Below are 25,321 nucleotides of genomic sequence, written 5' to 3' on the forward strand. Positions count from 1 at the left end.
TCATGAGTTTTCCCTCTCACCAGGCATTCCTAAGCGGGCCGCCGCAACCGCTGGTGGTCGTGCGTCCACAACCGGATGCCGATGCGTTCGAGCTGTACTGTCGGCTGGCGCCGGCCGATCGCCCCTCGTTTCTCCTGGAGAGCGCCAATGGCACCGACACCACCGCGCGGTATTCATTTTTCGGACGCGACCCCTATCTCACCCTCACAAGTCGCGCCCAGGAATACCGGATCGAGACCGAGGAACAGATCCGGCACTACCAGGGCTCCGGCCTTCAGGCCCTCCAGCATACGCTCGCCGAATCACTCATTACAAAACCAGATGGCCTCCCGCCGTTTTATGGGGGTGCCGTCGGATACCTCAGCTACGATCTCGTGCGGTCGTTTGAATCGCTTCCGTCCTTGGCCGCCGACGATCTCCACGTGCCTGACCTGCACATAGCTTTTTTTGATGTCGTGGCCGCGGTCGATCACCATACGCGACAGCTCTACCTGATGTATTGCCCTCCGTTATCGCGATTTCAGACGGAACCTCGAGAAAAGCTGTATCGCGAAGGCTGTGACCGGTTGGCAGAGCTAGAAGCCCGCCTGACAAGCCCAGTTCCGCAACCCATTTCGTCGCCCTGGCCTACGCCGGCGACCTTTGTACCCAGCCAATCGCGCGAAGCCTACAAAACTCGGGTGCGGCGTTGCCAGGACTATATCGCCGCCGGCGATATTTATCAGGCCAATCTGTCGCACCGCTTTACGCTCGATCTCGACGCCGCCGCTTCGGCCACCGGATACGAAGGATACTCCACCGAACTCTATCGCCGTCTCCGCCACATCAATCCCGCGCCGTTCGCAGGACTCGTCCGATTCCCCGACCTCAGCCTCGTTAGCAGTTCCCCTGAGCGACTCGTGCGGCTGGCTGGTTCGCAGGCCGACACCAGACCCATCGCCGGAACCAGGCCGCGAGGCACCGGGCTGCAACAGGACCAACGTCTGCGCGCGGAGTTGCTTGCCAATCCCAAAGAACGCGCCGAACATGTGATGCTGGTGGATCTGGAACGAAACGACCTCGGAAAGGTCTGTCGCTATGGCTCGGTGCGGGTCGATGAGTTCATGACCATCGAACAGTATTCACATGTCAGCCACCTGGTGTCCGACGTGGTCGGCACCCTGCGACCGGGCATCTCAGCACTCGACCTGGTAAAAGCCGTGTTCCCCGGCGGAACCATCACCGGTGTCCCTAAACTCCGGTGTATGGAAATCATCGAAGAACTCGAGCCGGTGCGACGCGGACTTTATACCGGCGCATTGGGCTATTTCAGCTGGAGCGGCGACCTGGACTTGAACATCCTCATTCGTACGCTCGTACTGACCAAGAACAGAGGGTATCTCCAAGTCGGCGCCGGCATTGTGGCAGACTCGGATCCCGACCACGAATATGATGAAACGCTCGCCAAGGCGGGCGCGTTTTTTAAAATCCTGGAGGCTAGCCGCTGATGTGGGTGTTTCTCAATGATCGGTTTGTGCGCAAGGAGGAGGCCCTGGTCTCCGTGTTTGACCATGGATTTCTCTATGGTGACGGCGTGTATGAAACCCTTCGCTCCTATGGATCCCGCATCTTCATGCGCGACCAGCACCTGGCCAGACTCCGGCGCTCCGCCGATGCCATCGGCCTAGACATTCCCATCCCGGAGTCGCAATGGCCGGAGTTGCTCCATGAAGCGATGCGCCGGAATGGGGTCGGCAACGAGCAGACGGATGCGTACCTCCGCATCACCGTCTCACGCGGCGAGGGGGAAATCGGCCTGGATCCCAGTCTGTGCCCACGCGCCACAGTGGTCATCATGACGAAATCGCTCCCCCCCTCTCCTCCCATTCTCTCACGCGAGGGTGTGTCACTGACCGTCGCTCACACCAGGCGGAATCTGCCCGAAGCGTTGTCGCCGCACATCAAATCCACCAATTTCCTGAACAACATTCTCGCTAAGCGTGAGTCGATTACGGCCGGCACCTTTGACAGCCTTTTTTTGAATTGGAAAGACGAGTTGACCGAATGCACGGTCAGCAACCTCTTTTTCATCTCCGGCAACACTCTCCATACCCCGGCACTAGACTGCGGCATCTTAGATGGCATCACGAGAACGATCGTCATGACCCTCGCACAAGAGGAAGGGCTACCTGTCCGGGAAGGGCATTATCATGTCGCCGATCTTCAGCGCGCGGATGAGTGCTTCCTGACGAATACCAGCATGGAAATCATGCCGGTCAGCAGGGTCGATTCGTTCGCCATCGGCGAGGGTCGACCAGGCCCCCTCACGCGTCGGCTGCAGACGCGATTCGCCGACAGCCGGACGAGGTTTCTTGAGCCAACCCAGTAGAAACATGAACATATTTACCTATAATATCAATTTGTTATGCAGGGCCAATCGAGAAAACCCGGAACAGAGGCTTTTGACAGGTCAGGGGTCCGATGCTACGGTTGAGACATCCGAATGGGACTCGGCTCTTACACGGGATGCACCATCCAGATGGCTTATTTCAGCCGTACAGCCGCTCTCTTCTCAATTGCCGCGACACTACTCCTGACTGCCCTTCCCAGCCGGGCCGACGTCTATCAGTACATCGATGCCAACGGCACCATTTCTCTCACCAACGTGCCGAACGATCCTCGATACAGACGAGTGATTGCGGAACTACCTCGCTCGCGCACCATCATCTCGGATGGGGAATTGGAGCCGGTGATTGCGCGGCATTCCAGAGTCCATCGCCTCCATCCAGCATTGATTCGTGCGGTCATCAAGACGGAATCCGACTTCAACCCGCTGGCGGTGTCTCGCGCCGGGGCCATCGGCCTGATGCAGCTGATGCCGCAAACCGCTGTGCGTTTGGATGTGCGGGATTCCTACAACCCGGATGAGAATATCGGCGGCGGGACGAAATATCTCCGACAGCTGCTGGACCGGTTTAACGGAAATCTTCCGTTGGCCTTAGCGGCATACAATGCCGGCGAACATGCAGTGGAGCGTTACCAAGGGCTTCCACCAATCCCGGAAACCAGGCAGTATGTCCAAAAGGTGCTTCGGTACTACCGCACCTTCCTTACGAACGACCGGCTTTCTTCTTCCGGGGCTTACCGCGCGCAGGCTCTGGGGGCGAAAGCACGAGCGCTCGCTCCTTCGATGCCGACCCGCTCGTCCGACCGTCCGTGATCAGCAACTGGCTGTGTTGCCGCCATCCAGGTCGATTAGGCTCCGGATAATCCGAACGGTAGTGGGCCCCGACACTATTCTCTCGCCATAACGCCGCGTCAGTGACACAACGGGCGACCTGCACCATGTTCTTGACCTCCAGAGCCGCTCGCGAGGCAAACGGCTTGGTCAGCAGTCGCATCCAGCGGACCAGTTGCGCGGAAGCGCTGATCAACGAATCGCCCGAGCGCACCAGCCCTACCTTTCCCCACATCAAGCGACGCAGTGAGCTTCGCAATTTCTCGGGATCCTCGAAATCCGTCGGCCGCCCCTGTTCGAGTTCTTCGAGGCAGGGCATGTGCACCGGCTCGGAGAATCGTCCCGCATGGGCCACCGCAGATTGCGCAGCCCGCATGCCGAAGACCAAACCTTCCAACAGCGAATTGCTCGCCAGACGATTCGCACCATGGACGCCGCTGCAGGCAACCTCACCGGCCGCAAACAGGCCGGGCAACGTCGTCGCTCCCTGCACATCCGTCCAGACACCGCCCATCATGTAATGCGCGCTGGGCGAGACAGGGATCCATTCTTCAGTCATGTCGATGTCGTACCGCAGGCAGGTCGCATAGATGGTCGGGAATCGCCGCTTAACGAAGGCCGCTCCCAGATGCGTCACATCCAAATACACGTGGCGCGCACGTGTCGCCGCCATTTCGGACCAGATCGCCCGCGACACCACGTCGCGCGGGGCCAGCGCACCGTCCGGATGGTAACGATGCATGAACAACTCGCCTTTGATATTGCGCAGCTGACCGCCTTCCCCGCGAATGGCCTCAGACAGGAGAAACGGCGGACTCGACGGCAGATACAGGGACGTGGGATGAAACTGCACGAACTCCATATCCATCAACAAGGCCCCGGCCCGGAGCGCCATCGCCATGCCGTCCCCCGTGGCGTTGCCCGGATTCGTCGTCCGCGCATAGACCTGCCCTGCGCCACCGGTCGACAACACCACCGCACTGGCCGGTAACACCGTGCGCTCGCCTGTCATTTCATTCAGCACAATGGCGCCGCAACAACGCCCGTCAACGACCGCCAGATCGACCGTGAATCGCCGATCCAACCGTTGAATACGCGGCTGCCTCGCGGCATAGGTCATGAGCGCGCGCACCATCTCGTTGCCGGTGGCATCGCCGCGCGCGCGCAAAATGCGGCTCCGGCTATGGGCCGCCTCACGCGTGAAGGCGAAGCGCTTTCCGATCTTGTCGAACTTCGCGCCCCAGGCAATCAGTTCTTGAATCCGGTCCGGCCCCTCTTCGACCAACACACGCACGGCTTCGCGTCGACAGAGCCCATGGCCCGCCTTGAGCGTATCGGTCAAATGGCTACCGACATCATCTTCCTCGCTCAACGCCACCGCGACGCCGCCCTGGGCATACATGGAATTGCTTTCCAAAGGATGCCCCTTGGTCAACATCAAGACACGCCCGGCCCGGCTCAGCTCGATCGCCGCACGCAGCCCCGCGACACCGCTGCCGACCACGAGAAAGTCTGTTTCAATTTTTGGGGAAGACAGCCTGACAGACATAACTATGGATTGGCTTGCCCGCGTGCCGGGTCGCCACTCAGACTTGCACGCGTACCCATACCGAAGGGCAGGTCCCCTTGAGCTTCTCGAAGCAGAATGGACTGCGTGCCAACCCAGGCTAATCGCCCATGGCCACGCTGACGCATGCCCACCTCGGCAGGATCCCGCTTCCACTGGCCCTGCCAATGGACAAACACATCGATGTTGTCCCCTTCGATCAAGATGCGCTCGATAGAAAACTCCAACTGGATATCGCGAAACGTATCGAAGTCGCTGTAAATATCCCGTTGCACCTGGTCCAGATTTCCCGACGGGAGGAGCAACGCCTCCAGCGCACTGCGGTCCCGTTCTACGTAGGATTTACGGAGCGACTCCACGGCCTGATCGATGCGGACAATCCGATCGTGATCGTCCTTGTACTGTAGGGTTTTTCCTGCACAGCCCACGGTCGTGATCAACACCAGGGCGAGGAAGACACGACTGAGATACAGGCGGATCGGCGGGCACGATTCAAACATGGCGCAGTATAGAAACCTTGGCGGAAAGAGGTCAAGCCAACTGGCTCGCCCCACGTTCGATCTTCGGCGGCAGACCGCCATGCGGCCGATCGGTAAGCAACAACGCAGAATCTTGGCTTGCATTTTGGAGCAAAACCCACTAGACTCCCGCGCCTAGCAGTTGGAGATTGAACGTATGGCGAGTGTCCTCAAGAAACGCCGGAAGAAGATGCGCAAGCACAAGTACAAGAAATTGCGCCGGCGTCAGAAATTCTTGCGTCGCAAGAGCTGAGCCCATCACGACATAATGGACGGAGGGATCCGTGCCCGAAGGAAAAAAAGTTCGCATCCGCGTTCGAACGGTGAACTGTGTTTACGTCGGGGATTTCCTTATCCCACCCATGCGTAATCGTGTGTCCGACGCGATCAACGAAGAGCAGCGGCTGTTTATCAGCTTGACTGACGTGTTGATCAACGATAAGGATCGGTCGGACTTCGTGGCGATCAATAAAAATTTGATCGAGTCCATCGCTCAGCTCTAGCGCGATCTCACCTCATCACGAAGGTTATGTCGTAGGCGCATCGCCGACACCATGCGGCGATGCGCTAGACGCCTGCCCCCTCTGAAACGATTGTCGTAACACCCATGTTCTCGTTTAACCGATTCTACCCCTTCCTCAAGCCCTACGTCCCCCGGATGATCGCCGCCGCCGTCATGGTCATGGCGGTTGCAGCCGTGAACCTGACCCTGCTTCGCCTGGGAGGCTCGCTCTGGGACGTGATCACCGTTCAGCATAATGCCGAACGCATGACGGAGATGATTCTCCTGTTCTTGGGATTAGTGCTGCTGCAGGGACTCTGCTCAATGGGACACAGCTACCTGACGGCCTGGGTCTCACAACGCGTCATGGCTGACTTCCGAATACACCTGTTCGCCCATCTCGAGACCCTCTCCGTAAATTTCTTCTCGAAACGGCGGACCGGCGAGTTGATGTCCCGACTCATGAATGACGTGACCGTCATTCAGAACGTCGTGACCGATACGCCCATCGATGCGGCCAAACAGATCGTCACGTTCATCGGCGGCGCAGGCTTCCTGTTTGCGATGAACTGGCAGCTCTGCCTGCTCATTCTGGTACTTCTGCCCTTGCTGGTTGTCGTGGCAAAGCTGTTTGGACGGCGGCTCCGGGCCCTCTCGACCACGATTCAGGACCAAACCGCCTCCGTCAGCACGCTGGTGGAAGAAGTCATCGCGGGAATCCGCGTCGTGAAATCGTTCGTCCAAACCAAACGCGAAGAGCAGCGATTCGTCACACAGGTCCAATCCGCGATGGAACTGTCCTTGCGCCGCGCAACCATCATGGCCTGGTTCGTGCCCACCATCACCTTCGTCACCTTCGCCGCCGCCGCCACGGTATTGTGGTATGGCGGACGGCAGGTCATCGACGGAACGGTGTCCCCCGGCGACCTGTTTGCCTTCGTGCTGTTTGCAGGCATTCTCATCGGACCGTTTGGATCGGCAGCCCGTGTGTTCGCACAGATCAAGGAAGCTCAAGGCGCCATGCAACGGGTCTTTGAAATTCTCGACACCCATGCTGAAATTGCCGATGCGCCAAATGCCATCGACCTGCCGCCCATCCGTGGTCATGTGCGCGCAGAACACATCAGCTTCGCCTACGATCCCCGACAACCAATCCTCTCGGACCTCTCCTTTGAGGCCAAACCAGGCGAACTCATTGCGATCGTCGGCCCCACGGGATCAGGCAAGACGACGATCATGAACCTCTTACATCGATTTTATGACCCGACCGCCGGACGGCTCACGGTGGACGGCCATGACGTCAAAGACGTTCGGCTCGACAGCCTGTACCGCCAAATCGCCCTGGTGCCCCAAGACACAATCCTGTTCGGCGGGCCTATCCGGGACAACATTCGTTACGGGCGTGAAGACGCCAGTGAAGAAGAAATGATCGAAGCCAGCAAAGCCGCGCATGCCCATGAGTTTATCGTGGGATTCCCGGATGGCTATCAAACGATCGTCGGCGAGAAAGGCATTAACCTCTCCGGCGGTCAACGCCAACGTGTCGCAATTGCCCGGGCGATTCTGAAGAATCCAAGAATTCTCTTACTGGACGAAGCCACCTCCGCCCTCGATACGGAGTCTGAGCGGCTAGTCCAAGAAGCCCTGGAGCGGCTCATGGTCAACCGCACCACCTTCGTCGTGGCACATCGACTGAGCACCATTCAACGCGCCGATCGCATCCTGGTCCTGAACAAGGGTAAAATCGTCGAGGAAGGGACCCATGCTGCCCTGCTGGCCCAACAGGGTCTCTATCATTATCTCTATACCCTGCGACTGAGCGAACTACCTGTGTAACCCAGAGCGGAGAGCTTCGAATGCGCACACGCATCCCGACCATGCTCATTCTGTGCTTGAGTTTCCTCTGCTGGATCGAACCTCTTTTCGCTCAAACCTCGCTCCCCAAGCCAGACCACATTGTGATCGTGATCGAAGAGAATCATTCGTTCGCACAAATCATCGATTCGCCGGCAGCCCCCTACCTCAACGCACTGGCGAAAAAAGGCGCGCTGCTGACCAACTCCCATGGTGTCACCCATCCCAGTCAACCCAACTATATCGCCCTCTTCGCCGGGTTCATCGAGGGAGTCAACGGGAACACGTGCCCGCTGGCATTGACCACCCCGAACCTTCACAGTACCCTGGCCCAAGTCGGCCAAACCTTCGTCGGGTACGCCGAAGATCTGCCCGCGGTCGGCGCCACAGATTGCGTGGCAGGCGCCTACGCCCGCAAACATAGTCCATGGGTCAATTGGCAATCGTCTCCTATCAACACAGTGCCACCCGCCGATAATCGTCCCTTCTCCGAGTTTCCAACCGACTTCCGCACGCTGCCTACCGTCAGCATGGTCGTACCCAATCAACAGAACGACCTGCACAACGGGAAGGATCCCGAACGCATCGAGCTCGGGGACCAATGGCTCCGGACTCACCTCGACAGCTATGTGCAGTGGGCGGACACGCACAATAGCCTGCTGATCGTTACCTGGGATGAGGATAACGGAAAATCCGACAACCACATCCCCACGATTCTGGTGGGGCCGATGGTGCGGCAGGGACGGTTCGGTGAGCAAGTCGATCACTACGGATTGTTGCGGACGATCGAGGAGATGTACGGCGCAAAACCGGTGGGGCTCAGCCGGCAGGCCTCCCCCCTCACCACCATTTGGACCGCACCGTCCCCCACGCGCTAACGAGCTTCCACCACAGGCCTCTGCATCCGCCGCCACGCTTTCCAGAACTCCATCACCACAAAGGGCACTACGCCGAATCCCACCATCAGCCACCATTCATCGGCTCGAAGCGGAACGACTTTGAATATCTCCTGTCCCCAGGCGCTCAACAGAATCCCCCCCTGTAACAGGGCGGAGAGCAGCACGGCCCCCACGAGCGCTCGATTGGTCATTACCCCGATTTGAAACAACGAATACCGTTCATGGCGACAACTGAAGGCGTGCAGGAGCTGCACCAACACCAGCGTGGTAAAGGTCATGGTCCGCGCGAAGGGCACTTCATCGTGCCAGAGAGATAGGGAGATTCCGAAGACGGCCAGCGTCACCAAGGCCATCACCGTCCCCTGGAGGCACACGGCCAGGAATCGCTCACGATCCAGCAGGCGAGCCTGTGGATCCCGCGGCGGCCGTTTCATGACATCCGGATCCTTCGGATCGACCGCGAGGGCCAAGGCCGGAAACCCATCGGTGACCAGATTGATCCACAGAATGTGAATGGGAAGCAGGGGGAGCGGCCAGCCCAACAACGTACTCCCCAACATCACCAGAACTTCACTCAAGTTGCACGACAAGAGATAATGCACGGCCTTGCGGATATTGTCATAGATGCTGCGCCCTTCCTCGACCGCGGCCGCAATGGAGGCGAAGTTATCGTCGGTGACCACCATGTCCGACGCATCTTTCGTCACATCCGTGCCGGTCAGGCCCATGGCAATCCCGATATCCGCCTCCCGCACGGCCGGAGCATCATTCACCCCGTCGCCGGTCATCGCCACCACTGCCCCTTGCGCCCGCCAGGCTCGCACGATGCGAAGCTTGTGTTCGGCCGACACTCGCGCGTACACGGAAATATCACGAACCCGTGCCGACAACTCGCCATCGGTCAACGTATCCAACTCCAGACCGGACAACGCTTGCGTCGGACCACCTGGGAAGCCCGCCTCACGCGCAATGGCCAAGGCCGTCTCCTTATGGTCACCGGTGATCATCACCGTCGCAATTCCTGCCGAGCGGCAGAGATCGACAGCCACCTTGGCCTCGGGGCGCAAGGGATCTTTCATGGCAGCCAAACCCAGAAAGATCAGCTGCCGCTCGATGGTCTCCGACTCGCAGATCGACGGAACCTGATCGAGTCGACGTTGCGCCAGAGCGACGACACGCAGGGCTTGCTGCGCGAACTGCCGGTTGATGGAGAGAATGGTCCCGCGCACGACATCCGTCAGTGGTCGCACCTCCCCTCCGACCGACAGATAGTCTTGGCAGCGGCCCAGCAGCACATCCGGCGCTCCCTTCACATAGGCCACGATCGTTTCCTCCGATCGTCGAACCACCGTCATCATCTTGCGTTCGGAATCAAAGGGAATTTCCCCGATCAGCGGATGCGCCCGCTCCAGGTCTTCTTTCCGCCATCCGGCCTTGGCGCCCGCGACGAGCAACGCTCCTTCCGTGGGATCGCCCACCACTTTCCAACTGCCCTCGCTCTCTTTGAGCGAGGCATCGTTGCACAACAGTGCGCTCAGGAGCAGCTGCCGCAAGCCCTCCTGCTGTGGGTCGCCGCCGATGATCTGCCCGGCCGGCGCATACCCTTCCCCTGTCACCTCATACACCAGTCCATCGACAGCCAGACGTGTGACCGTCATTTCGTTCTTCGTCAGCGTCCCAGTCTTATCCGTGCAGATCACGGCCGCCGCGCCCAACGTCTCCACAGCCGGCAATCGTCGGATGAGCGCGTGGCGCTTCACCATACGCATCACCCCGAGCGCGAGTGTCGTCGTCACAATCGCCGGCAAGCCTTCCGGGATGGCGGCGACCGCGAGACTCACCGCCGTGAGAAACATGTCGAAGACCGGCTCGCCTCGCCACAAGCCCAGCACAAACACGACCACGACGATTCCGAGAGACAGCAGGAGCAGCACATGGCCGAACTGCTCCAACCGCCGCTGGAGGGGGGTCGGCTCAATCGGCACCGACGCCATCAACGTGGCGATCCGCCCCAACTCGGTGCTCCGACCGGTGGCGATGACCAGCGCACGCCCCTTCCCTCCCGTGACGGTGGTCCCCAGAAACACCATGTTCCGCCGATCGGCCAGGGACAGGTCGGTATCGGGAAGCACCGCGCCTGATTTTTCAACCGGTGTAGACTCGCCGGTCAGCGCGGCCTCCTGCGTCCGCAACGCGGCAGCATGAATGAGGCGCGCATCCGCCGGGATGTGGTCCCCCGCCTCCACATCGATGATGTCGCCCGGAACCAACTCCGTAGAGGACAGAGCACGACGCGAGCCGCCGCGAATCACCCGCGCATAGGTCACCGCCAGAGTTTTTAATGCCGCCAGCGACTGTTCGGCTCGATACTCTTGAACAAATCCCAGGAGTCCGTTCAGCAGGACAATGGCAAGAATCGCTCCGGTATCGACCCACTCTCCGAGCAGACCGGAAACGATCGCCGCACCGATCAACACCCACACAATCAGGCTGGTAAATTGCGCCCCCAAGATAGTCCACGGAGAAGGAGGCGGGGCTTCTGGCAATTCGTTCCGGCCATAAACGCCTAGACGGCGTGCCGCCTCGTCCTCACTCAGCCCATCGGGCGAGACCACATCAAGCTCACGCCCAAGCTCTTCCGGTGACTTCGCATACCACCGAGGCTGCCGGTGCTGTCCCTGCTCACCCATGCCCACGCTCTCCTCCCTCATCCAAGTCTTGGCGGATCAATCCCCTACGTACAGAACCTCGCGCCGAGTAAACCAGCGCTAAGTGCTTCAGCTTCCAGGATAAATCCTCAATTCCCTTCACGCGTACGGCCGGGCCTGAGAAAAAAACTTTCCGAACAACGAGCCAAAGGCTCAATCCCGGCGAAAACACACCGATACAGTATCCACGAAGGACGGAGAATCGGCCCCGGGGCGGGGCGTCATTCCTGTGGTAGGAACAACCGTCGCTTGCAGCCGTAGATCTGTTAGGAGTGGTGGCATATGACACGTTCTTCTTGGTCGGCCCAGAACCCGATTCCGGACAGTTTGCGCCGCAGCCTCAAGGACCTCCGCCACGGCCTGCTCGGCCTGCACAAATCCCTGATCGTCTCCGAACAATTGACCTATGAACGCATTTACGGGCGCGTCTCCTCGGCGGGACAGCTCTTGCAGCTCGTGATGAACGACCCTTGGTTCGCGTGGCTTCACCCCTTGTCGCACCTCGTCGTCCGAATCGATGTCGTCCTGGAAGATCAAGAAGAGACGACCCTTGAAGCGGCGCAGGACCTCTTGGCAGAAGCGCGCATGATGCTCCGTCCATCCGAAGAAGGGGATGGCTTTGAACGCAGCTATTATGAAGCCTTGCAGCGGACACCGGATGTAGTGCTGGCCCATGCCAGCGTCAAAAAGCTGCTCGGCACAGCCGCCACTGTCGCATCCGCGGCGGCAGCCTAATCACCGTCGCTCAGAACAGAGGATGATGCGGGGAGGAAGAGAAGGGCGCCGAACGCGGCGCGTCCCCTCGATTCCCGAGAAACCGCCATCCGTGTTGCTCCCGCACCAGATAGTGCACCTCCTGAAACCAACTATCCAGCGTGATCCGGGCACCTGACTGCGCCTCCGTGCCATACAGACCGCCGGTGCACGTCAACTCCACCCGCGGGCCCTCCGCCGTCTGCACCACCTTCATTTCAGAGAACAAATGTGTGGAGGATAACCCGCGATAATGCTCAAACACCTCGCCCCAAATACGTTCCACATCCGCCACATGTAACCCGTGATAGTTGTAGCTGGATGCATAAAACTGCATCAGCGCGCCAAGCTCCTGCCGCTCCAGTGCACGTTCCGCACGATCAAATGCCGTCAGAATTTCCTGCATCGTCGGATCGGCACGAATCGCTTTATTTCCGGTGATGGCCCGCCCCTCGCGCTTCACCGTCATATCAGGCAGCACTTGTACCGCAGCCTGCACTGATGGCCCGGCCGCAATCATGAGGCCTGCCGCCAAGAGACAGGCCCCCCACCACCTGAGGCGTAACTCAAATCTTCCGTTGATTGGCTGCTGCATCCTCACTCCTTCCATTGGACGATCGAGACAACCGGCGCACGATACAGAGACATCTCCCCTCGCACAATGCAAAGCCGGTACCCACGAGCCATCCGCAGATACAACCCGATCCCCAGACCGAGCAATTGCAGCAGACACCGATCGAGAACACGGTCTCCATCCCCCCGGCGCCATGCGCATGACCACTGGCGGCAAATACCCCAGCATGACCTCCGCACTGTCGCACGATGCCACAGGCGAGTGCCGCTCCGTCCTCAGCCGACCTACGGCATAGCACCAAGTCATCTGGCTGGTTTCGCACTTTTTCTTTGGCCGACGGCGTGTGAACGTTAGACTACATTCATCAGTTGACCTTCACAAGAGCAGCACGCGGTAAGGAGCTCCCATGCCTTCATTCACGACATCGGCGCTAGTCGGCACAGTCGGCATCACCCTCCTGACTCTCAGCACTGTCCTCGCAGAGGAACCGCCGCATGTGGCCACCATCGCCCTCGCCGAACAATCCTGGGCCCTGAACCTCGATATCACCGGCTACCGCGTGCAGGTCGATGGTGTGAAGCCGGATGGCCGGCGATACTTTTTCGCCACCAATACCGCCGCATCGATGCAGCTCTCGATCACGTTAGAGACGATTTCAGGCCAGGCTACGGAACAGGGTTGTGCCGCCCATCTGGAGCGCATCTCGCCACCATCACCGACTCACGCCAAACCGAACACCACGCACTACGAAATCCGGCATGTACCGGTCATCGAGTATCTGGCGCCGGAGCCAAGCGGAACCGACCCGACTCAGCTTCATCTCTTTGCCTGCGTCCCCCAAGGCAATGTCTATGCGGACATTCATCTTTCAAAAACAGGGGTCATGGCCGGAGATGATGTGCGACTACAAGCGGTGTTGCGAAGCCTCGAGATCGTCCCCGCCGGACCACCCAGCAGCCTCGATCATTTTCGAGCAGGGAGCGCGCCCTACCTCCAAGGAAAATTCAGACAGGCCATCCCGCACTATGAACAGGCACTCGCGTTGGAGCAGGCACACTCAACCCTCGACAAGGCCATCTGGCGCCTCCTCGTGCATAACTTGGGAACGGCCTACGGCATGGCCGGTGACTTCAGCCGCGCGAAAATCACACTGGACTACGGACTCTCGGAAGATCCGGCCAATGTCCTCTTTCACTACCACCTCGCCCGCACCTATGCGGAGATGAACGAGCGGGACAAGGCAATGCAATCGCTCCACACAGCCTTTCGCTCCCCACAGCACCAGAATTCGAGCGAACACCTGCCGGATCCGCGACAGGACGCGTCGTTTCGTCGGCTCATGCTGGACCCGACCTTCAGACACTTGACGGAATCACTCATGCAACCGGCTATTTGAACGAAGGACATACCACGCTCCAAGTATCACCCGGCATCAAACGAAGTTCGTGACGTTCTTTTCCTCGGCGAGGGGAACAGAACGGTATTGAAACGGCAGGGTATGAGTACAGTCACATCGAGACGCGGGACGGAAAGGAAGATCGATGCCACAACGTAAGAGCACGCGAGTTGAAATGAGCCGCCCCATTGAGATTCAGGGACCCCGTGGGATCAGCAAGGGCATCGTGCGGAATTTTTCTCCGGGTGGGTGCCGAATCGAACAGAGCGACGCCAAAGTGCATTGCGGGATGCGACTGACCCTGCGGGTCTCACTGCCGGATCGCCTGCAACCCGTCGAAATCAAACCCGCGGTCGTGACATGGACGGGCAACGATTCCTTCGGTATCGAATTCCTCTGCCCCTCGAAGGAAATACGGGATCGTATACAAATGGTCTACGATCTACTCCTGGACGCCCAGAACACCGCGGAGCCCGAGCGCGTCATCTCCCTGCCGCCCGTCACCTGGAAATAGTTCCCGATCGGGACTCCCCCAACTCCGCTCCATCCCTGACCTCTACGCCCATCGACGCACCGACCGCTTGCGTAGTGGGCACTCCAGGCGCGCGCAACCCGGTCGATGTCGCACGAGGTCGATCAGCGCGCCGAACACCATACCGTTCCACCGAGTCACGCGCGAGGAATCACGGATGAGAGTGGGACGCGGGCTAGGGGGTAGGGACGGACCGGTCCAACGGGCAGGATAACCACTCGCGCGGTTAGGCGCGAGCCGACAGAAGTTCGGCAACTTTTTCGATAATGGCCTGCGGAAGAAACGGCTTTTGCAGGTAGGCGGCCTGCGCATCCACGCCATGCGAGAGCAGCATGTCGCCGGCATAGCCGGAGATATAGAGTACCTTGATATTCGGGAACATCGTCTTCGCGCCCTGTGCCAGCACGGCGGCTTTCATTCTCGGCAGGATCACATCGGTAATCAGCAGGTCGCATCCGCCTTTTCGGAGCTGAAGCATTTGCAAAGCTTCCACACCGTCGGCGGCCGCCAATACCTCATAGCCCTGATCCCGAAGCACCGCTGCGACAAGACGCCGAATGCCCTCGTCGTCTTCCACGAGGAGGATGGTCGCACAGGCGGCTGGCACTACACGCGACGTCGCCACCGGCTCGGCCTCCTCCATTGATGTCAGTACCCGAGGGAACATGACCGTAAATCGCGATCCTCGCCCCACCTGGCTGGTCACCTCGATATACCCCCGGCTTTCCTTGACGATGCCATACACCGTGGCTAACCCCAACCCGGTTCCCTTCCCTGACTCCTTCGTGCTGAAAAACGGTTCAAAGATATGTCTGAGCGTCTCGGCGTCGATCCCGCAGCCGGTGTCTTCGATGACGAGTTTCACGTAACGTCCGACAACCGACCCGGGGTGCGAGCGCACATAGGCCTCGTCCAGATCGGCGTTGCCCGTCTCAATCGTCAGGATGCCGCCTTCCGCCATCGCGTCGCGTCCATTGAGGGCCAGATTGAGCAACACCTGTTCGATCTGCACCGGATCTCCCAACACATGCCCCGCCTTCGGATCAAGCACGATGACCGTCTGAATCTGTTCCCCGATCAGCCGCCGGAGAATATCTTCCATGTCGCGAATCAGCCCATTGAGGGGCACATCCCGTTGCTCCAACACCTGGCGGCGGCTGAACGTCAGCAATTTCTTCGTCAAAGCCGCGGCCCTGGTTCCCGCCTGCCCGATCATCTCCACTTCATGATGACAGGGATGGGAGCCGAGTTGCTGCGCCACCCGTTGCGCATGGCCGATCACGACCATGAGCAGATTATTGAAGTCATGTGCGATGCCGGCAGCCAAACGGCCCAGCGCCTCCATCTTCTGCGACTGCCGAAGACTGTCCTCTTCGTGCTTGCGTTTCGACACATCCACGATGGTTTCAATGACATGTACCCGTCCATCCTTCGTGGGAGCCTTGGCCCAATGGATCAACAGTTGGCGGCCATCCGGCATATCCACTTTCTTCGACACGACCTCGTCCTTCGCCAAGGCCTCGGGCATACGGCAGAATTCGCACGGAGCCGCTTGCCCTGCGATTTTCGCATGACAGCTGGAGCCGGCCATGTCGCCGAATATGTCCAGAGAGGTTCGGTTTTGGAACTGTACGGAATAGTCGGCCGGATCGATGACGCTCACGATCACCGGCTGTGAATTCAACAACACTTGCGGATCATACAACGGAGTGTGGGAAGGCTGCGGGCATCCGGCCATAACGTCCTCATGAGAGTGGGCAGCGTGGAATCCAAACGGTGTGAGCGTCTTCCTTTGGTTGTACTACATCACGATTCACAGTCAAGGAGATGATGGATTACATGAGTCCCCTCTATCACTCGCCCTCAACTCAGAATCCGTTTCTCTCCCGGCAGCAGCCCGGAGGAATGATTCGCCCCTCGATGAGGCGTCCTCGCCGTCGACCTCACACCCATTCCGGCGCGTGCTCCTCCACCATGTCTCGCTCGGCAAAACTCCGATACAAAGCCGGCAGCACCACCAGGGTCAAGGCCGTTGAGGTAAACAGGCCGCCGACGACCACCGTGGCCAGAGGCCGCTGCACTTCCGCGCCGATTCCCTGCGCGAGGACCAGCGGCAAGAGGCCGAGCAAGGTCGTCATCATGGTCATGATGACCGGACGAAGCCGCAGGACACAGCCTGTCATGATCGCCTCCTCCGTCGACTGGCCTCCGTTTCGCAGCTGATTGATATAGGATACGAGCACGATCCCATTGCCGACCGCCAGGCCGAACAGTTCGATAAACCCGATCGAGGCGGGCACGCTCAAATACTGATCGCTCAGCCACAGCGACACCACGCCGCCGATCAAGGCGAACGGCAGATTCAGAATGATCAAGGTTGCATACCGCAACGAATGAAACGCCCAGAAGAGCAGAAAGAACACCAGCCCAAGCGTGATCGGCACCACCACCAGCAGTCGGGCATTCGCGCGTTCCATATTCTCGAACGCCCCGCCCCACGTCACCGTATAGCCCTGCGGCAAACGCATCCGTTCAGCCAGCAGCTTGCGGCCTTCATCCACGACACTGCCGATGTCGCGTCCCACCACATTAAACCCGATGTAAATCCGCCGCTTCGCCTGCTCACGACTAATGCGAGCGGGACCTTCACGCATCTCAATCGTCGCCAGCTCGCTCAAGGGAATCGGCGCACCGGACGCGGACCGCACCCGGATATCTCCGATGGCCCCGATGCTGTTGCGAGAGGCCTCCGGAAAACGCAGGGTCAGTTGAAATCGGCGCTCCCCCTCATACACCTGCGTCGCCGGCTTGCCGCCCACCGCCGTCGTGATGATGTCGTGCACATCCGACACGTTGATCCCATACCGGGCGATCTTCTGACGGTCGATGTCGATCGTCAGATAGGGCTGCCCGGCGATCTGTTCGACCTTGACGTCTTTCACGCCTTCCACGGTCCGCATCAGGTCCGCAATGGTCTCGGCTTGCTGATAGAGCAGATCGAGGTCGTCCCCGAAGAGTTTGATGGCGCATTCAGTCCGGATGCCGGAAATCAACTCATCGACCCGCTCCTGGATCGGCTGACTCATCAGCACGGAAATACCGGGAATCTCCGCAAGACGCTTCCGGATCGCGTCAACAAGGCCCGCTTGTGTCTGTGCCGTGGTCCAGGTGTTTCGCGGACGCAGCGTCACAATCGGATCACTTTCATTCGGCTCCTCCGGACCGACGGCGATATCGGGACGTCCGATTTTGCTCACCGACATCTGCACTTCCGGAAACTCCAGCATGACTTTCTGCGTCTGTTTCTCAATCGCGATCGACTCCGGCAAGGAGACGCTCGGCAGCCGCACGATTTGCGGCGTCAACGCGCCCTCCTCCAGAATCGGAATGAATTCTCGCCCCACGAACGGGAGCAGGGTCAGACTCGCCAGAACCACCGCCGTCGATCCCAGCAACACCGGCACGCGATGGTCGAGCGTCCAACGGAGCACCGGCTGATAGCGGGCCTTCATCCACCGCGTGAGCCGGGTCTCCTCCGGATGGTCGCCTCGCAGGATCAAGGACGCCAGAACCGGCGAAAGCGTCAAGGTGACGACCACCGACATCAGCAGCGAAATCACCAGCGTATAGGCCAAGGGGGCGAACATTTTTCCCTCCATGCCGTGCAACGTCATGAGGGGAAGGAAGACGACGCTGATGATGAGAATCCCGAAGACGATCGGCCGCCCTACCTCGCTGGTAGCCCTGAAAATCACCTCGAGCCGGGACCGCTGATGGAGATGGTTGTCGGAGAGATGGCGATAGACGTTCTCCACCACGACCAACGATCCGTCGGCAATTTCACCGATCCCGATCGCCAAGCCACCCAACGTCATGAGGTTGGCGGAGAGTCCCACGCGCTGCATCACCAGGAAGGTCATCAGCGGAGTGACCAACAGAGAGACGGTGACGACGATCGCGCTGCGCACATGGCCCAGAAACAGAAAAAACACCACGGTCACCAGAACGATGCCCTCGATCAGCGCATCGCGCACAGTATTGATGGCCGCCGTCACAAGCTCGATCCGGTCGTAGAACGGGATGATTTTGAGGCCTTCGGACAACACCCCGTCCCGCTGAATCGTCTCAACCCGGCGTTTCACAGCCTGCACGACTTCGCGCGCATTGCCTCCGCGCAGCATCAGCACCGTGCCCGCCACCACTTCTCGCTCGCCGTTCAACACAGCCGCGCCATGGCGTACCGCATGGCCGATACGAACCTCCGCCACATCACGGACGAATACGGGTGTGCCGCCCGCTTCCTTCACGACGATACGTTCGATGTCAGGCAAGGTCTTGATGAGCCCCAGCCCCCGCACAATGGCGCGTTCTGCATGCCGCTCCAGCACGTTGCCGCCGGAATTGGCATTGTTTTTCTGCACCGCCTCATAGATGTCGTGCAACGTCAGACTGTATTTGCGTAACTTATCGGGATCCACCAGCACTTGGAACTGCTTCACGAAGCCGCCCAGGCCGTTCACATCAATCACGCCTGGCACACTCTTCAGCAAGGGACGGAGCACCCAATCCTGCACCGACCGCTGATCCGTCAACTCTGCCTCGACCAGCGCGGGATCGGTCGCATGGGCCTGTGGACCCTCCAAATAGTATTGGTAGATTTCCCCCAGCCCGGTCGTCACCGGCGCCAGCACCGGATCGATCCCCTCCGGCAACCGCTCCTTAACCGCCATGATCCGCTCCAATACCAACTGCCGGGCGAAATACACATCCACATCGTCCTCGAACACCACCGTCAGCTGGGAGAGCGCGAACTTCGACAAGGAGCGGATTTCCGTCAGGCCCGGCAGCCCGTTCATCTGCAGCTCGATCGGAAAGGTAATGAAGCGTTCGACTTCAACCGGAGAGAGGCCCGGCGCCTCCGTCAGCACCTGCACCTGCACATTGGTCACGTCGGGATAGGCATCGATAGGGATGGATTGGAACGCGAACAGACCGGCCACGGAAAACATGCAGGCCAATCCGATGACGAGGATCGACTGACGGAGTGAGAACTCCAACAGTGAGGCAATCATGGCGTGGGCTCGACCTTCTGGATCTCGAACTCCGACTTGATTGCAAAGGCTCCTTTGACGACCACGTCTTCCCCCTCGTGCAGCCCCTCCAGCACGAGGATCTTGCCGTCTAGCTCGTCTCCCAGGACAACGCGGCGCGATTCGAATCGATTGTCCGATTGCCGCACAAAGAGCAATTTACCGGTTCCGTCCTGCTGCACCGCCGTGAGCGGCACCGGCAACGCCTCCGGTTGAGGCGACCCGAACACACGGACCATGGCGAACATCTCCGGCTTCAAGGTCCGATCGGGGTTGCGCACGGTGACACGGACGCGCATCGTCCTGGTCGATGGGTCAAGCACATCGCTGACGTAGGTCACGGTGCCGGAGAATAGCCCGTGCGGATAGGCCGGAACCATCACATGGACCTCGTCCTTCGGACGAATAAACCGCACGTCCTTTTCCGGCACACTGGCCACCACCCAGACATCGGACAGGTCGGCAATGGTGAAGCAATTCCGCGAGGTTTCCACCACTTCGCCGCGCGTGATATTACGCATGATCACGCGGCCTGCAAAGGGCGCTCGCACCGCCACGTCGGACCGGATCGTTTGCTCGCGTTCGAGACGTTGAAGTTCTTGGGGCGGCACACCGAGCAGCGCCAGCCGATGCGCCGCTTCCCGCGCATCCGCGCGCACCGTTTTCATTTCCGCTTCCCGGCGTTGTAGTTCGGCCAGACTGATCGCACGATGCTCGTGAAGATTTTCCGCCCGTTCAAACGCCAGTTGCGCTTCGTGTTGCCTCGCGACCGCCTTGAGATAGGCCCCTTCAGCCATACCCAGATCGGTACTGTCGAGCAGCGCCAGCCGCTCGCCCTTCTTCACATCCTTGCCCACATCGACCAGAACCTCGACGACCCGCCCTCGAATAAGGGTCGTGACTTCCGCCAGTTCGTTTTCGTTGGCTTGGACAGTCGCCGGAAACTCGCGGTGGAAGGTAAACGGCTCCTTTTTGACCGTGATCACCTCTATGCCGGCCCGGACAATTTCAGGGTCAGTCAGTTGCACCATCCCATTGGCAGCCCTGCTCACTGCCTTCCCGACAGGCGGCGCCACCGGCGGGTCTCGATCACAGGCGGTCCCTGCCCCCAGGATCAACCCGATCACCAGGCAACGTCCCGCAAGCGCGAGCCCTTCAGCAGGCTGCCGCCGGCCGACCGCCTCTGTGCCCCTTCCTGTTCGATCTGTCATGCGTCGAGTACCCACCTTGAGCAACCCTGCTATTCATGAGAGCAGCAGGGACCGTGCCGCAAGTGAGTCGAGATATTGAAGGAAACAGGATGCCGGCAGCAGCGTTTTGCTACGCTACCAGCCATGAGAGCGGGGTGAAACGCCACAGCGACCTTGGTTGGCCCGAGAGAGGCCCTTGCGACGAACGATGCCTAACCACGCATGAATCAACTCTGGGCTTAGAGCAAAGGTCCGGGAAACCGCAGAGGCATAGATATTCCTACAGTCTGCCGCAGGCTGTTGAGAAAGGCGGTCCAGCAAGGTCCGCGACGCGAAGCATCCTGAGCGTCACGCCTGTGGGTGGGCGAGACGGTGAGGCCGCTGTGTCTGGCGAAAACATCGCGGGCGGCCTTTGGCCACAGCCTGCTTAGCGAACGACGAGGACCGAACAGGTACTGTGTTGTACGACCTTGGTGGAGATACTGCCCAGTAGGAACCTGGCGACGGCCCCCATGCCCTTGGCCCCGGTGACGATCAGATCGACGTTTTTCTTCGTGGCCGTTTTCAAGATCTCCTCAGCCGGTTTTCCGAGCTGAACCACTTCATCGACGACATACCCGGCTTTCATCAATTTATTGGCGTATTGCTCGACCAAGCGGACACCGGCCTCTTTGAGCTCAGGATACTTGAGAAACGGCATGGCGTGCATGACCACCACATCGATCGGCTCCAGGCCTTCCCGTTCCTCCGGCTGCAGTTTGGTCAACAAGAACCGCAAGGCCTTGTCCGAGGCCTTGGACCCGTCGGCTGCGAACAGAATCCGGCTCAGCGGGCGCGGCTCTTCCTTGACCACAAGGACCGAGCAAGGCGCATGCAGCGTCACCTGGGTGGAGACACTCCCGAGCATAAAGCGATCGAGCGCATCCAGCCCCCGGCTCCCGATTGCCACCAGGCCATCACGCTGCGGCGCCCGTTTGAGAATCGTCGGACCGGCAGCCCCGCGCTCGGCGATCACCTTGCCCTTCAACTTGAGCGACGCCATCTGGGTCTTGGCTTCGGCCATGGCAGCCTTGCCCCGGCCTTCAATTCGTTTGATTTCTTGCTGAAGGAACGGCTCGTTACCGACCACTACCGGCTGAAACATGAAGGGCGCGCGCAACGCCTCGACATCCGTCACATGCAAGACACTCACATCCGGCTTCTCCGCAAACGGCATTCGCGCCACCCATTCTGTCGCCCACTTGCCATACTTCGATCCATCGGTCGCAATCATGACTTTCATAGGTCGCCCCTCATCGTTCAATCCGTGACCAACTACAGTAGCAGGCTCTGTGCCAACGCTGCCGCATCTTCGCCCCAACCGATCGGCGGGTCAATAGCTTCGTGTTGAGAAAATGAGCTATCGCCCGGCTTCATCCCCCTCGGGCATACGAGAGGAGGATACCGCCTAAGCACATTGATAAAGTGATGGAGAACAGATTTGAAAGAGACGTATCGGCGCAGAGAACGACCCTGCGTGCGGACAGGGTCTCAGTCAACCGGACGGAATACCGCCGATCAGTTCAACCGACCATAGATGGCCGTGGAGCGAGGTGCGGAACAACCGATTGATTTATGTCCCCAGTGAGAGCGGGTGTCAGGACCACGACCGATCCCGCCCCACGCCACTTTGCAGAGTAACGACCACATCGAACGCAGAAAAGACCAGCCGAACACCCGCGGGGCTTCGGGCCTTCCGCCGACCCGACACCAGGAACGCCACAATCCGGATCGGACCCTCCGCCCTGCCACGACATCATAGGTTCGACGTTGAGTTTTCACGGACGACCTCCCATCGATGAACCGGAACCTTTCGGCACTCACCTGCCTCGTGTCAGAAGCCGACACTCATGATGAACGGTACCATGTGGTTGCCGATCCGCCAAAAGAGATTTACATTTAGGACGCGCGCTTGATCGGAGTCAGGTGCAGAAAGTCGGACAGATCGATGAGGCCAGCGAATCATGCCACACCCATACGAGACAGGACGAATAGAGCTTACCGACTGGGCCACAACGGAATCGACCATCAAGGCGATTCGAGAAGTGGTGTTTATCCATGAACAGCGAGTGCCGGTGGAACTGGAGTGGGACGGGCTCGATTCATCTTGCGCCCATGTGCTGGCGTGGAACGACCGCGGAGAGGCCATCGGCACGGCGCGCATGCAACAGAACGGCACCATCGGCAGAATGGCAGTACTCAAAGACTGGCGCAGGCGGGGCGTGGGACGAGCACTTCTCAAGACGCTGCTGGATCTGGCGGCCAGACAAGGACTCACCCGTGTCACCTTGTCCGCACAGACCCACGCGCTGGGTTTCTACGAACGAGCCGGGTTCCACGTGGTCGGCGAGACCTTCATGGACGCCGGCATTCCGCATCGAAAGATGGTGAAGGAGCTCATGGTGCCGCAGGCGAATCTGGACCGACAATAGCCCTCAATTATTTACTCAGAACGTGTTCGATCTGGACGACATCTGCGATTCCTCAGATGAGCAAGAAGCACACATAGAACGAAAACAGACTGACCTCGCGTTCTGCGAGTAAGCCGATCACCAGCCCTTCAATTCTCCCTTTTTGCGTTATAGTGAGCCCATGCCTTCCCGTTCGCATCCGCAGGCTATCATTCGGCGCAGGAGGCGCGGACACAGGAGCACGATCACAGCCGTTCGCCGGCGCGGGCGCGCCTGGTGGCATCGATATCGAGCCCTCCTCGCCGCCTTGCGACGCTTGCCCGTCACGGTCAGGTTGGTGGTGGGCCTGTCCGCCCTTCTCCTGCTCGGCGCAGGTGTGAACTGGGTTTACCATACGATCCACAAACCGTCGGAAATGTTCTTTGCGCTCGACGACGCGCTCGATAAACACCCCTACGAAACATGGAAAGAGTACGGCTCGCTCTTCCGCACACATTCCACCGCCATCGTGACGCCGGATCTGCTGGCCGCACTGGCGCAGGTCGAAAGCGCAGGCAATCCTGTCGCACGCACCTACTGGCGTTGGCGACTGACCTGGAATCCGCTGGACCTGTACCGTCCGGCGTCGAGCGCAGTCGGCATGTTCCAGATCACCGACGCAACCTTTCAGGAAGGCAAGCGGTACTGCATTCATGAGCATCGTGTCGTTCAAGACGGCCCCTGGAACGATCCTCACTCCTGCTGGTTCAACAGCCTCTACAGTCGCGTCCTGCCTAGCCATGCCATCGAGCTGACCTCCGCCCTGCTCGACCGCGCCGTAGCAAACGCCATCGGTCCGCATCGAAAGCCTCGGCCCACGTTTCAGCAGAAACAAGATCTGGCCGCTGTGATTCACCTCTGTGGAGCCGGCGCCGGGCACGCGTATGTCGCACGCGGGTTTCGGCTGGCCCCGCAGCAACGGTGCGGCGATCACAGTGCCAAGCTCTACCTCCATCAAGTGAACGAACTGAAGCGAAAATTTGCCCGGCTGGCCGCGGGCGAGAGCCTACTCCGGTTCGTGCGGCCTCAATAACAGTCCCGCTGACCTTTTCATTTTTCATTGGCAGAGCCGGGATGGTGAGCGAGACTGAGTTCCGATGGGCACGCCACCTTCGACACCATCCCGATCGGCCTGCGAACTCCGGGCGTCGTCACCCTGCGTGCAGCCATCACCTCCTCGCTATTCACTCGGACAACGGTGCCGGTCGCTCTATCATGCGCTGTGGTTTCGCCTCTCGGAGCAGATGCGCTGGTCGAGATCGACTTACCACGAAGTCCCGGTCGGTCATCTCACGAATCTCGCTCCCTGGCAGACTGCTCGCATCGAGTCACTGCGGGCCCGCTATGGTCTCTGCTTCGAATCCCACTACGGGCACCACACGTCCCTGGCGAACTACGCCTATCTCGATCTGCTGGACCAAGCCTGGGCGGCAGCAGATCGGCCCGTGCCCACTGGCGGTCTGGTCACGGATGTGGGCTGTGCCAACTTTTGGTATGCGCGGACACTGCACCGGTTTCTCCAACCGGCAAAACTAACCGGCGTGGATGTCGAAGGATTCCGCCTCTACCCCACCGGCTACAGCCGTTACGATGCGGCCGCCGGATACATCGAGGATCTTCCGCAGACCTCGTTTGTGGTTGCCGACTACTGCCGGATGGACGAGCAGGTAGATGTCATCACGGCTTGGTTTCCGTTTGTCACGCCGGCTCCCGTTCTCGCCTGGCGGCTCCCGTTAACCGTCTTTTCCCCCGAACGGCTCTTTGCTCGCATCGCGCGCAACCTTGCGACGCAAGGAACCTTGTTCCTGGTGAATCACGGCACCGATGAAGCAACTGTCGCGGCCGCCTACTGCCGACAAGCGGGGCTTCGGTCACAAGGCCAATGGGTTCATCCGCGGCCATTGCGCCCCCGGCCTCATCCTCCGGTCGCCTCCTGGTGGACGACTTAACAGGATGACGAACGCCGTTTCACGAACGACGCACGATGAGGGCGGCCCCGTTGCGCAACCTGCAGTCGCCCGTGCTACGAAGA

21 protein-coding genes are annotated in these 25,321 nt (G+C 59.7%); 13 read left to right on the forward strand and 8 right to left on the reverse strand.

The features are described from left to right. The first annotated feature begins 2 nt into the window (after positions 1 to 2). The 3 genes from V9G17_07190 to V9G17_07200 all read left to right on the forward strand — a co-directional run bounded on the left by V9G17_07190 (position 3) and on the right by V9G17_07200 (position 3,199). Entirely contained in the window at positions 3 to 1,487 is a 1,485-nt protein-coding gene (locus tag V9G17_07190; GenBank protein ID MEI2752373.1) for an anthranilate synthase component I family protein, read from the forward strand. Beyond that, a complete protein-coding gene (locus tag V9G17_07195; GenBank protein MEI2752374.1) occupies positions 1,487 to 2,368 on the forward strand; it encodes an aminotransferase class IV in 882 nt (293 codons plus the stop codon). Before V9G17_07190 ends, V9G17_07195 begins: the two co-directional genes overlap by 1 nt. A 150-nt stretch (positions 2,369 to 2,518) precedes the next feature. Then, the gene (locus V9G17_07200) at positions 2,519 to 3,199 is read left to right on the forward strand and encodes a transglycosylase SLT domain-containing protein (GenBank protein ID MEI2752375.1); all 681 of its coding nucleotides are present in this window, start codon (positions 2,519 to 2,521) and stop codon (positions 3,197 to 3,199) included. Here V9G17_07200 and nadB read toward each other — a convergent pair. Both nadB and V9G17_07210 read right to left on the reverse strand, forming a co-directional pair. Then, the gene (gene nadB / locus V9G17_07205; GenBank protein ID MEI2752376.1) at positions 3,090 to 4,766 is read right to left on the reverse strand and encodes an L-aspartate oxidase; all 1,677 of its coding nucleotides are present in this window, start codon (positions 4,764 to 4,766) and stop codon (positions 3,090 to 3,092) included. The genes V9G17_07200 and nadB overlap by 110 nt on opposite strands. 2 nt (positions 4,767 to 4,768) lie before the next feature. Continuing rightward, positions 4,769 to 5,284: a hypothetical protein gene (locus tag V9G17_07210; protein MEI2752377.1), complete on the reverse strand. Its 516-nt coding sequence runs from the start codon at positions 5,282 to 5,284 to the stop codon at positions 4,769 to 4,771. Positions 5,285 to 5,459: 175 nt separating this feature from the next. Between V9G17_07210 and V9G17_07215 the strand changes: the two genes are divergently transcribed. The 4 genes from V9G17_07215 to V9G17_07230 all read left to right on the forward strand — a co-directional run bounded on the left by V9G17_07215 (position 5,460) and on the right by V9G17_07230 (position 8,536). Beyond that, a complete protein-coding gene (locus tag V9G17_07215; GenBank protein ID MEI2752378.1) occupies positions 5,460 to 5,555 on the forward strand; it encodes an AURKAIP1/COX24 domain-containing protein in 96 nt (31 codons plus the stop codon). 31 nt (positions 5,556 to 5,586) lie between these two features. Continuing rightward, entirely contained in the window at positions 5,587 to 5,805 is a 219-nt protein-coding gene (locus tag V9G17_07220; protein ID MEI2752379.1) for a hypothetical protein, read from the forward strand. A gap of 104 nt (positions 5,806 to 5,909) precedes the next feature. Continuing rightward, positions 5,910 to 7,640: an ABC transporter ATP-binding protein gene (locus tag V9G17_07225; protein ID MEI2752380.1), complete on the forward strand. Its 1,731-nt coding sequence runs from the start codon at positions 5,910 to 5,912 to the stop codon at positions 7,638 to 7,640. A 20-nt stretch (positions 7,641 to 7,660) separates the two neighbouring features. Next, positions 7,661 to 8,536 (forward strand): alkaline phosphatase family protein, encoded by an 876-nt coding sequence (locus tag V9G17_07230; GenBank protein ID MEI2752381.1) that lies wholly within the window; start codon positions 7,661 to 7,663, stop codon positions 8,534 to 8,536. On the opposite strand, the gene V9G17_07235 is transcribed toward V9G17_07230, so the two are convergent. Further along, positions 8,533 to 11,247, reverse strand: coding sequence for a cation-translocating P-type ATPase (locus V9G17_07235; protein ID MEI2752382.1), 2,715 nt, complete (start codon positions 11,245 to 11,247; stop codon positions 8,533 to 8,535). The two genes, V9G17_07230 and V9G17_07235, sit on opposite strands and share 4 nt — an antisense overlap. Positions 11,248 to 11,547: 300 nt before the next feature. On the opposite strand from V9G17_07235, the gene V9G17_07240 reads away from it, so the two are divergent. Continuing rightward, a complete protein-coding gene (locus tag V9G17_07240; protein MEI2752383.1) occupies positions 11,548 to 12,000 on the forward strand; it encodes a hypothetical protein in 453 nt (150 codons plus the stop codon). Positions 12,001 to 12,010: 10 nt separating this feature from the next. On the opposite strand, the gene V9G17_07245 is transcribed toward V9G17_07240, so the two are convergent. Further along, a complete protein-coding gene (locus V9G17_07245; GenBank protein MEI2752384.1) occupies positions 12,011 to 12,613 on the reverse strand; it encodes a hypothetical protein in 603 nt (200 codons plus the stop codon). A gap of 385 nt (positions 12,614 to 12,998) precedes the next feature. On the opposite strand from V9G17_07245, the gene V9G17_07250 reads away from it, so the two are divergent. Both V9G17_07250 and V9G17_07255 read left to right on the forward strand, forming a co-directional pair. Beyond that, entirely contained in the window at positions 12,999 to 13,988 is a 990-nt protein-coding gene (locus tag V9G17_07250) for a tetratricopeptide repeat protein (GenBank protein MEI2752385.1), read from the forward strand. A 145-nt stretch (positions 13,989 to 14,133) separates the two neighbouring features. Beyond that, positions 14,134 to 14,502: a PilZ domain-containing protein gene (locus V9G17_07255; GenBank protein ID MEI2752386.1), complete on the forward strand. Its 369-nt coding sequence runs from the start codon at positions 14,134 to 14,136 to the stop codon at positions 14,500 to 14,502. Positions 14,503 to 14,746: 244 nt separating this feature from the next. Here V9G17_07255 and V9G17_07260 read toward each other — a convergent pair whose 3' ends face one another. The 4 genes from V9G17_07260 to V9G17_07275 form a co-directional block, all read right to left on the reverse strand. Continuing rightward, positions 14,747 to 16,258 (reverse strand): ATP-binding protein, encoded by a 1,512-nt coding sequence (locus V9G17_07260; GenBank protein ID MEI2752387.1) that lies wholly within the window; start codon positions 16,256 to 16,258, stop codon positions 14,747 to 14,749. A gap of 205 nt (positions 16,259 to 16,463) precedes the next feature. Then, the gene (locus V9G17_07265) at positions 16,464 to 19,592 is read right to left on the reverse strand and encodes a CusA/CzcA family heavy metal efflux RND transporter (GenBank protein ID MEI2752388.1); all 3,129 of its coding nucleotides are present in this window, start codon (positions 19,590 to 19,592) and stop codon (positions 16,464 to 16,466) included. Further along, a complete protein-coding gene (locus V9G17_07270) occupies positions 19,589 to 20,821 on the reverse strand; it encodes an efflux RND transporter periplasmic adaptor subunit (protein ID MEI2752389.1) in 1,233 nt (410 codons plus the stop codon). The genes V9G17_07265 and V9G17_07270 overlap by 4 nt, the downstream gene beginning before the upstream one ends. 406 nt (positions 20,822 to 21,227) lie before the next feature. Further along, complete coding sequence (locus tag V9G17_07275) at positions 21,228 to 22,082, reverse strand: universal stress protein (GenBank protein ID MEI2752390.1); 855 nt, start codon at positions 22,080 to 22,082, stop codon at positions 21,228 to 21,230. Positions 22,083 to 22,803: 721 nt separating this feature from the next. Here V9G17_07275 and V9G17_07280 point away from each other — a divergent pair. The 3 genes from V9G17_07280 to V9G17_07290 all read left to right on the forward strand — a co-directional run bounded on the left by V9G17_07280 (position 22,804) and on the right by V9G17_07290 (position 25,238). Beyond that, positions 22,804 to 23,271 (forward strand): GNAT family N-acetyltransferase, encoded by a 468-nt coding sequence (locus V9G17_07280; GenBank protein ID MEI2752391.1) that lies wholly within the window; start codon positions 22,804 to 22,806, stop codon positions 23,269 to 23,271. A 286-nt stretch (positions 23,272 to 23,557) separates the two neighbouring features. Further along, complete coding sequence (locus tag V9G17_07285; protein ID MEI2752392.1) at positions 23,558 to 24,322, forward strand: transglycosylase SLT domain-containing protein; 765 nt, start codon at positions 23,558 to 23,560, stop codon at positions 24,320 to 24,322. 211 nt (positions 24,323 to 24,533) lie between these two features. Then, positions 24,534 to 25,238 (forward strand): class I SAM-dependent methyltransferase, encoded by a 705-nt coding sequence (locus V9G17_07290; GenBank protein ID MEI2752393.1) that lies wholly within the window; start codon positions 24,534 to 24,536, stop codon positions 25,236 to 25,238. Positions 25,239 to 25,321 lie beyond the last annotated feature (83 nt).

This window comes from Nitrospira sp. (genome assembly GCA_037045225.1).
Classification (GTDB): domain Bacteria; phylum Nitrospirota; class Nitrospiria; order Nitrospirales; family Nitrospiraceae; genus Nitrospira_A.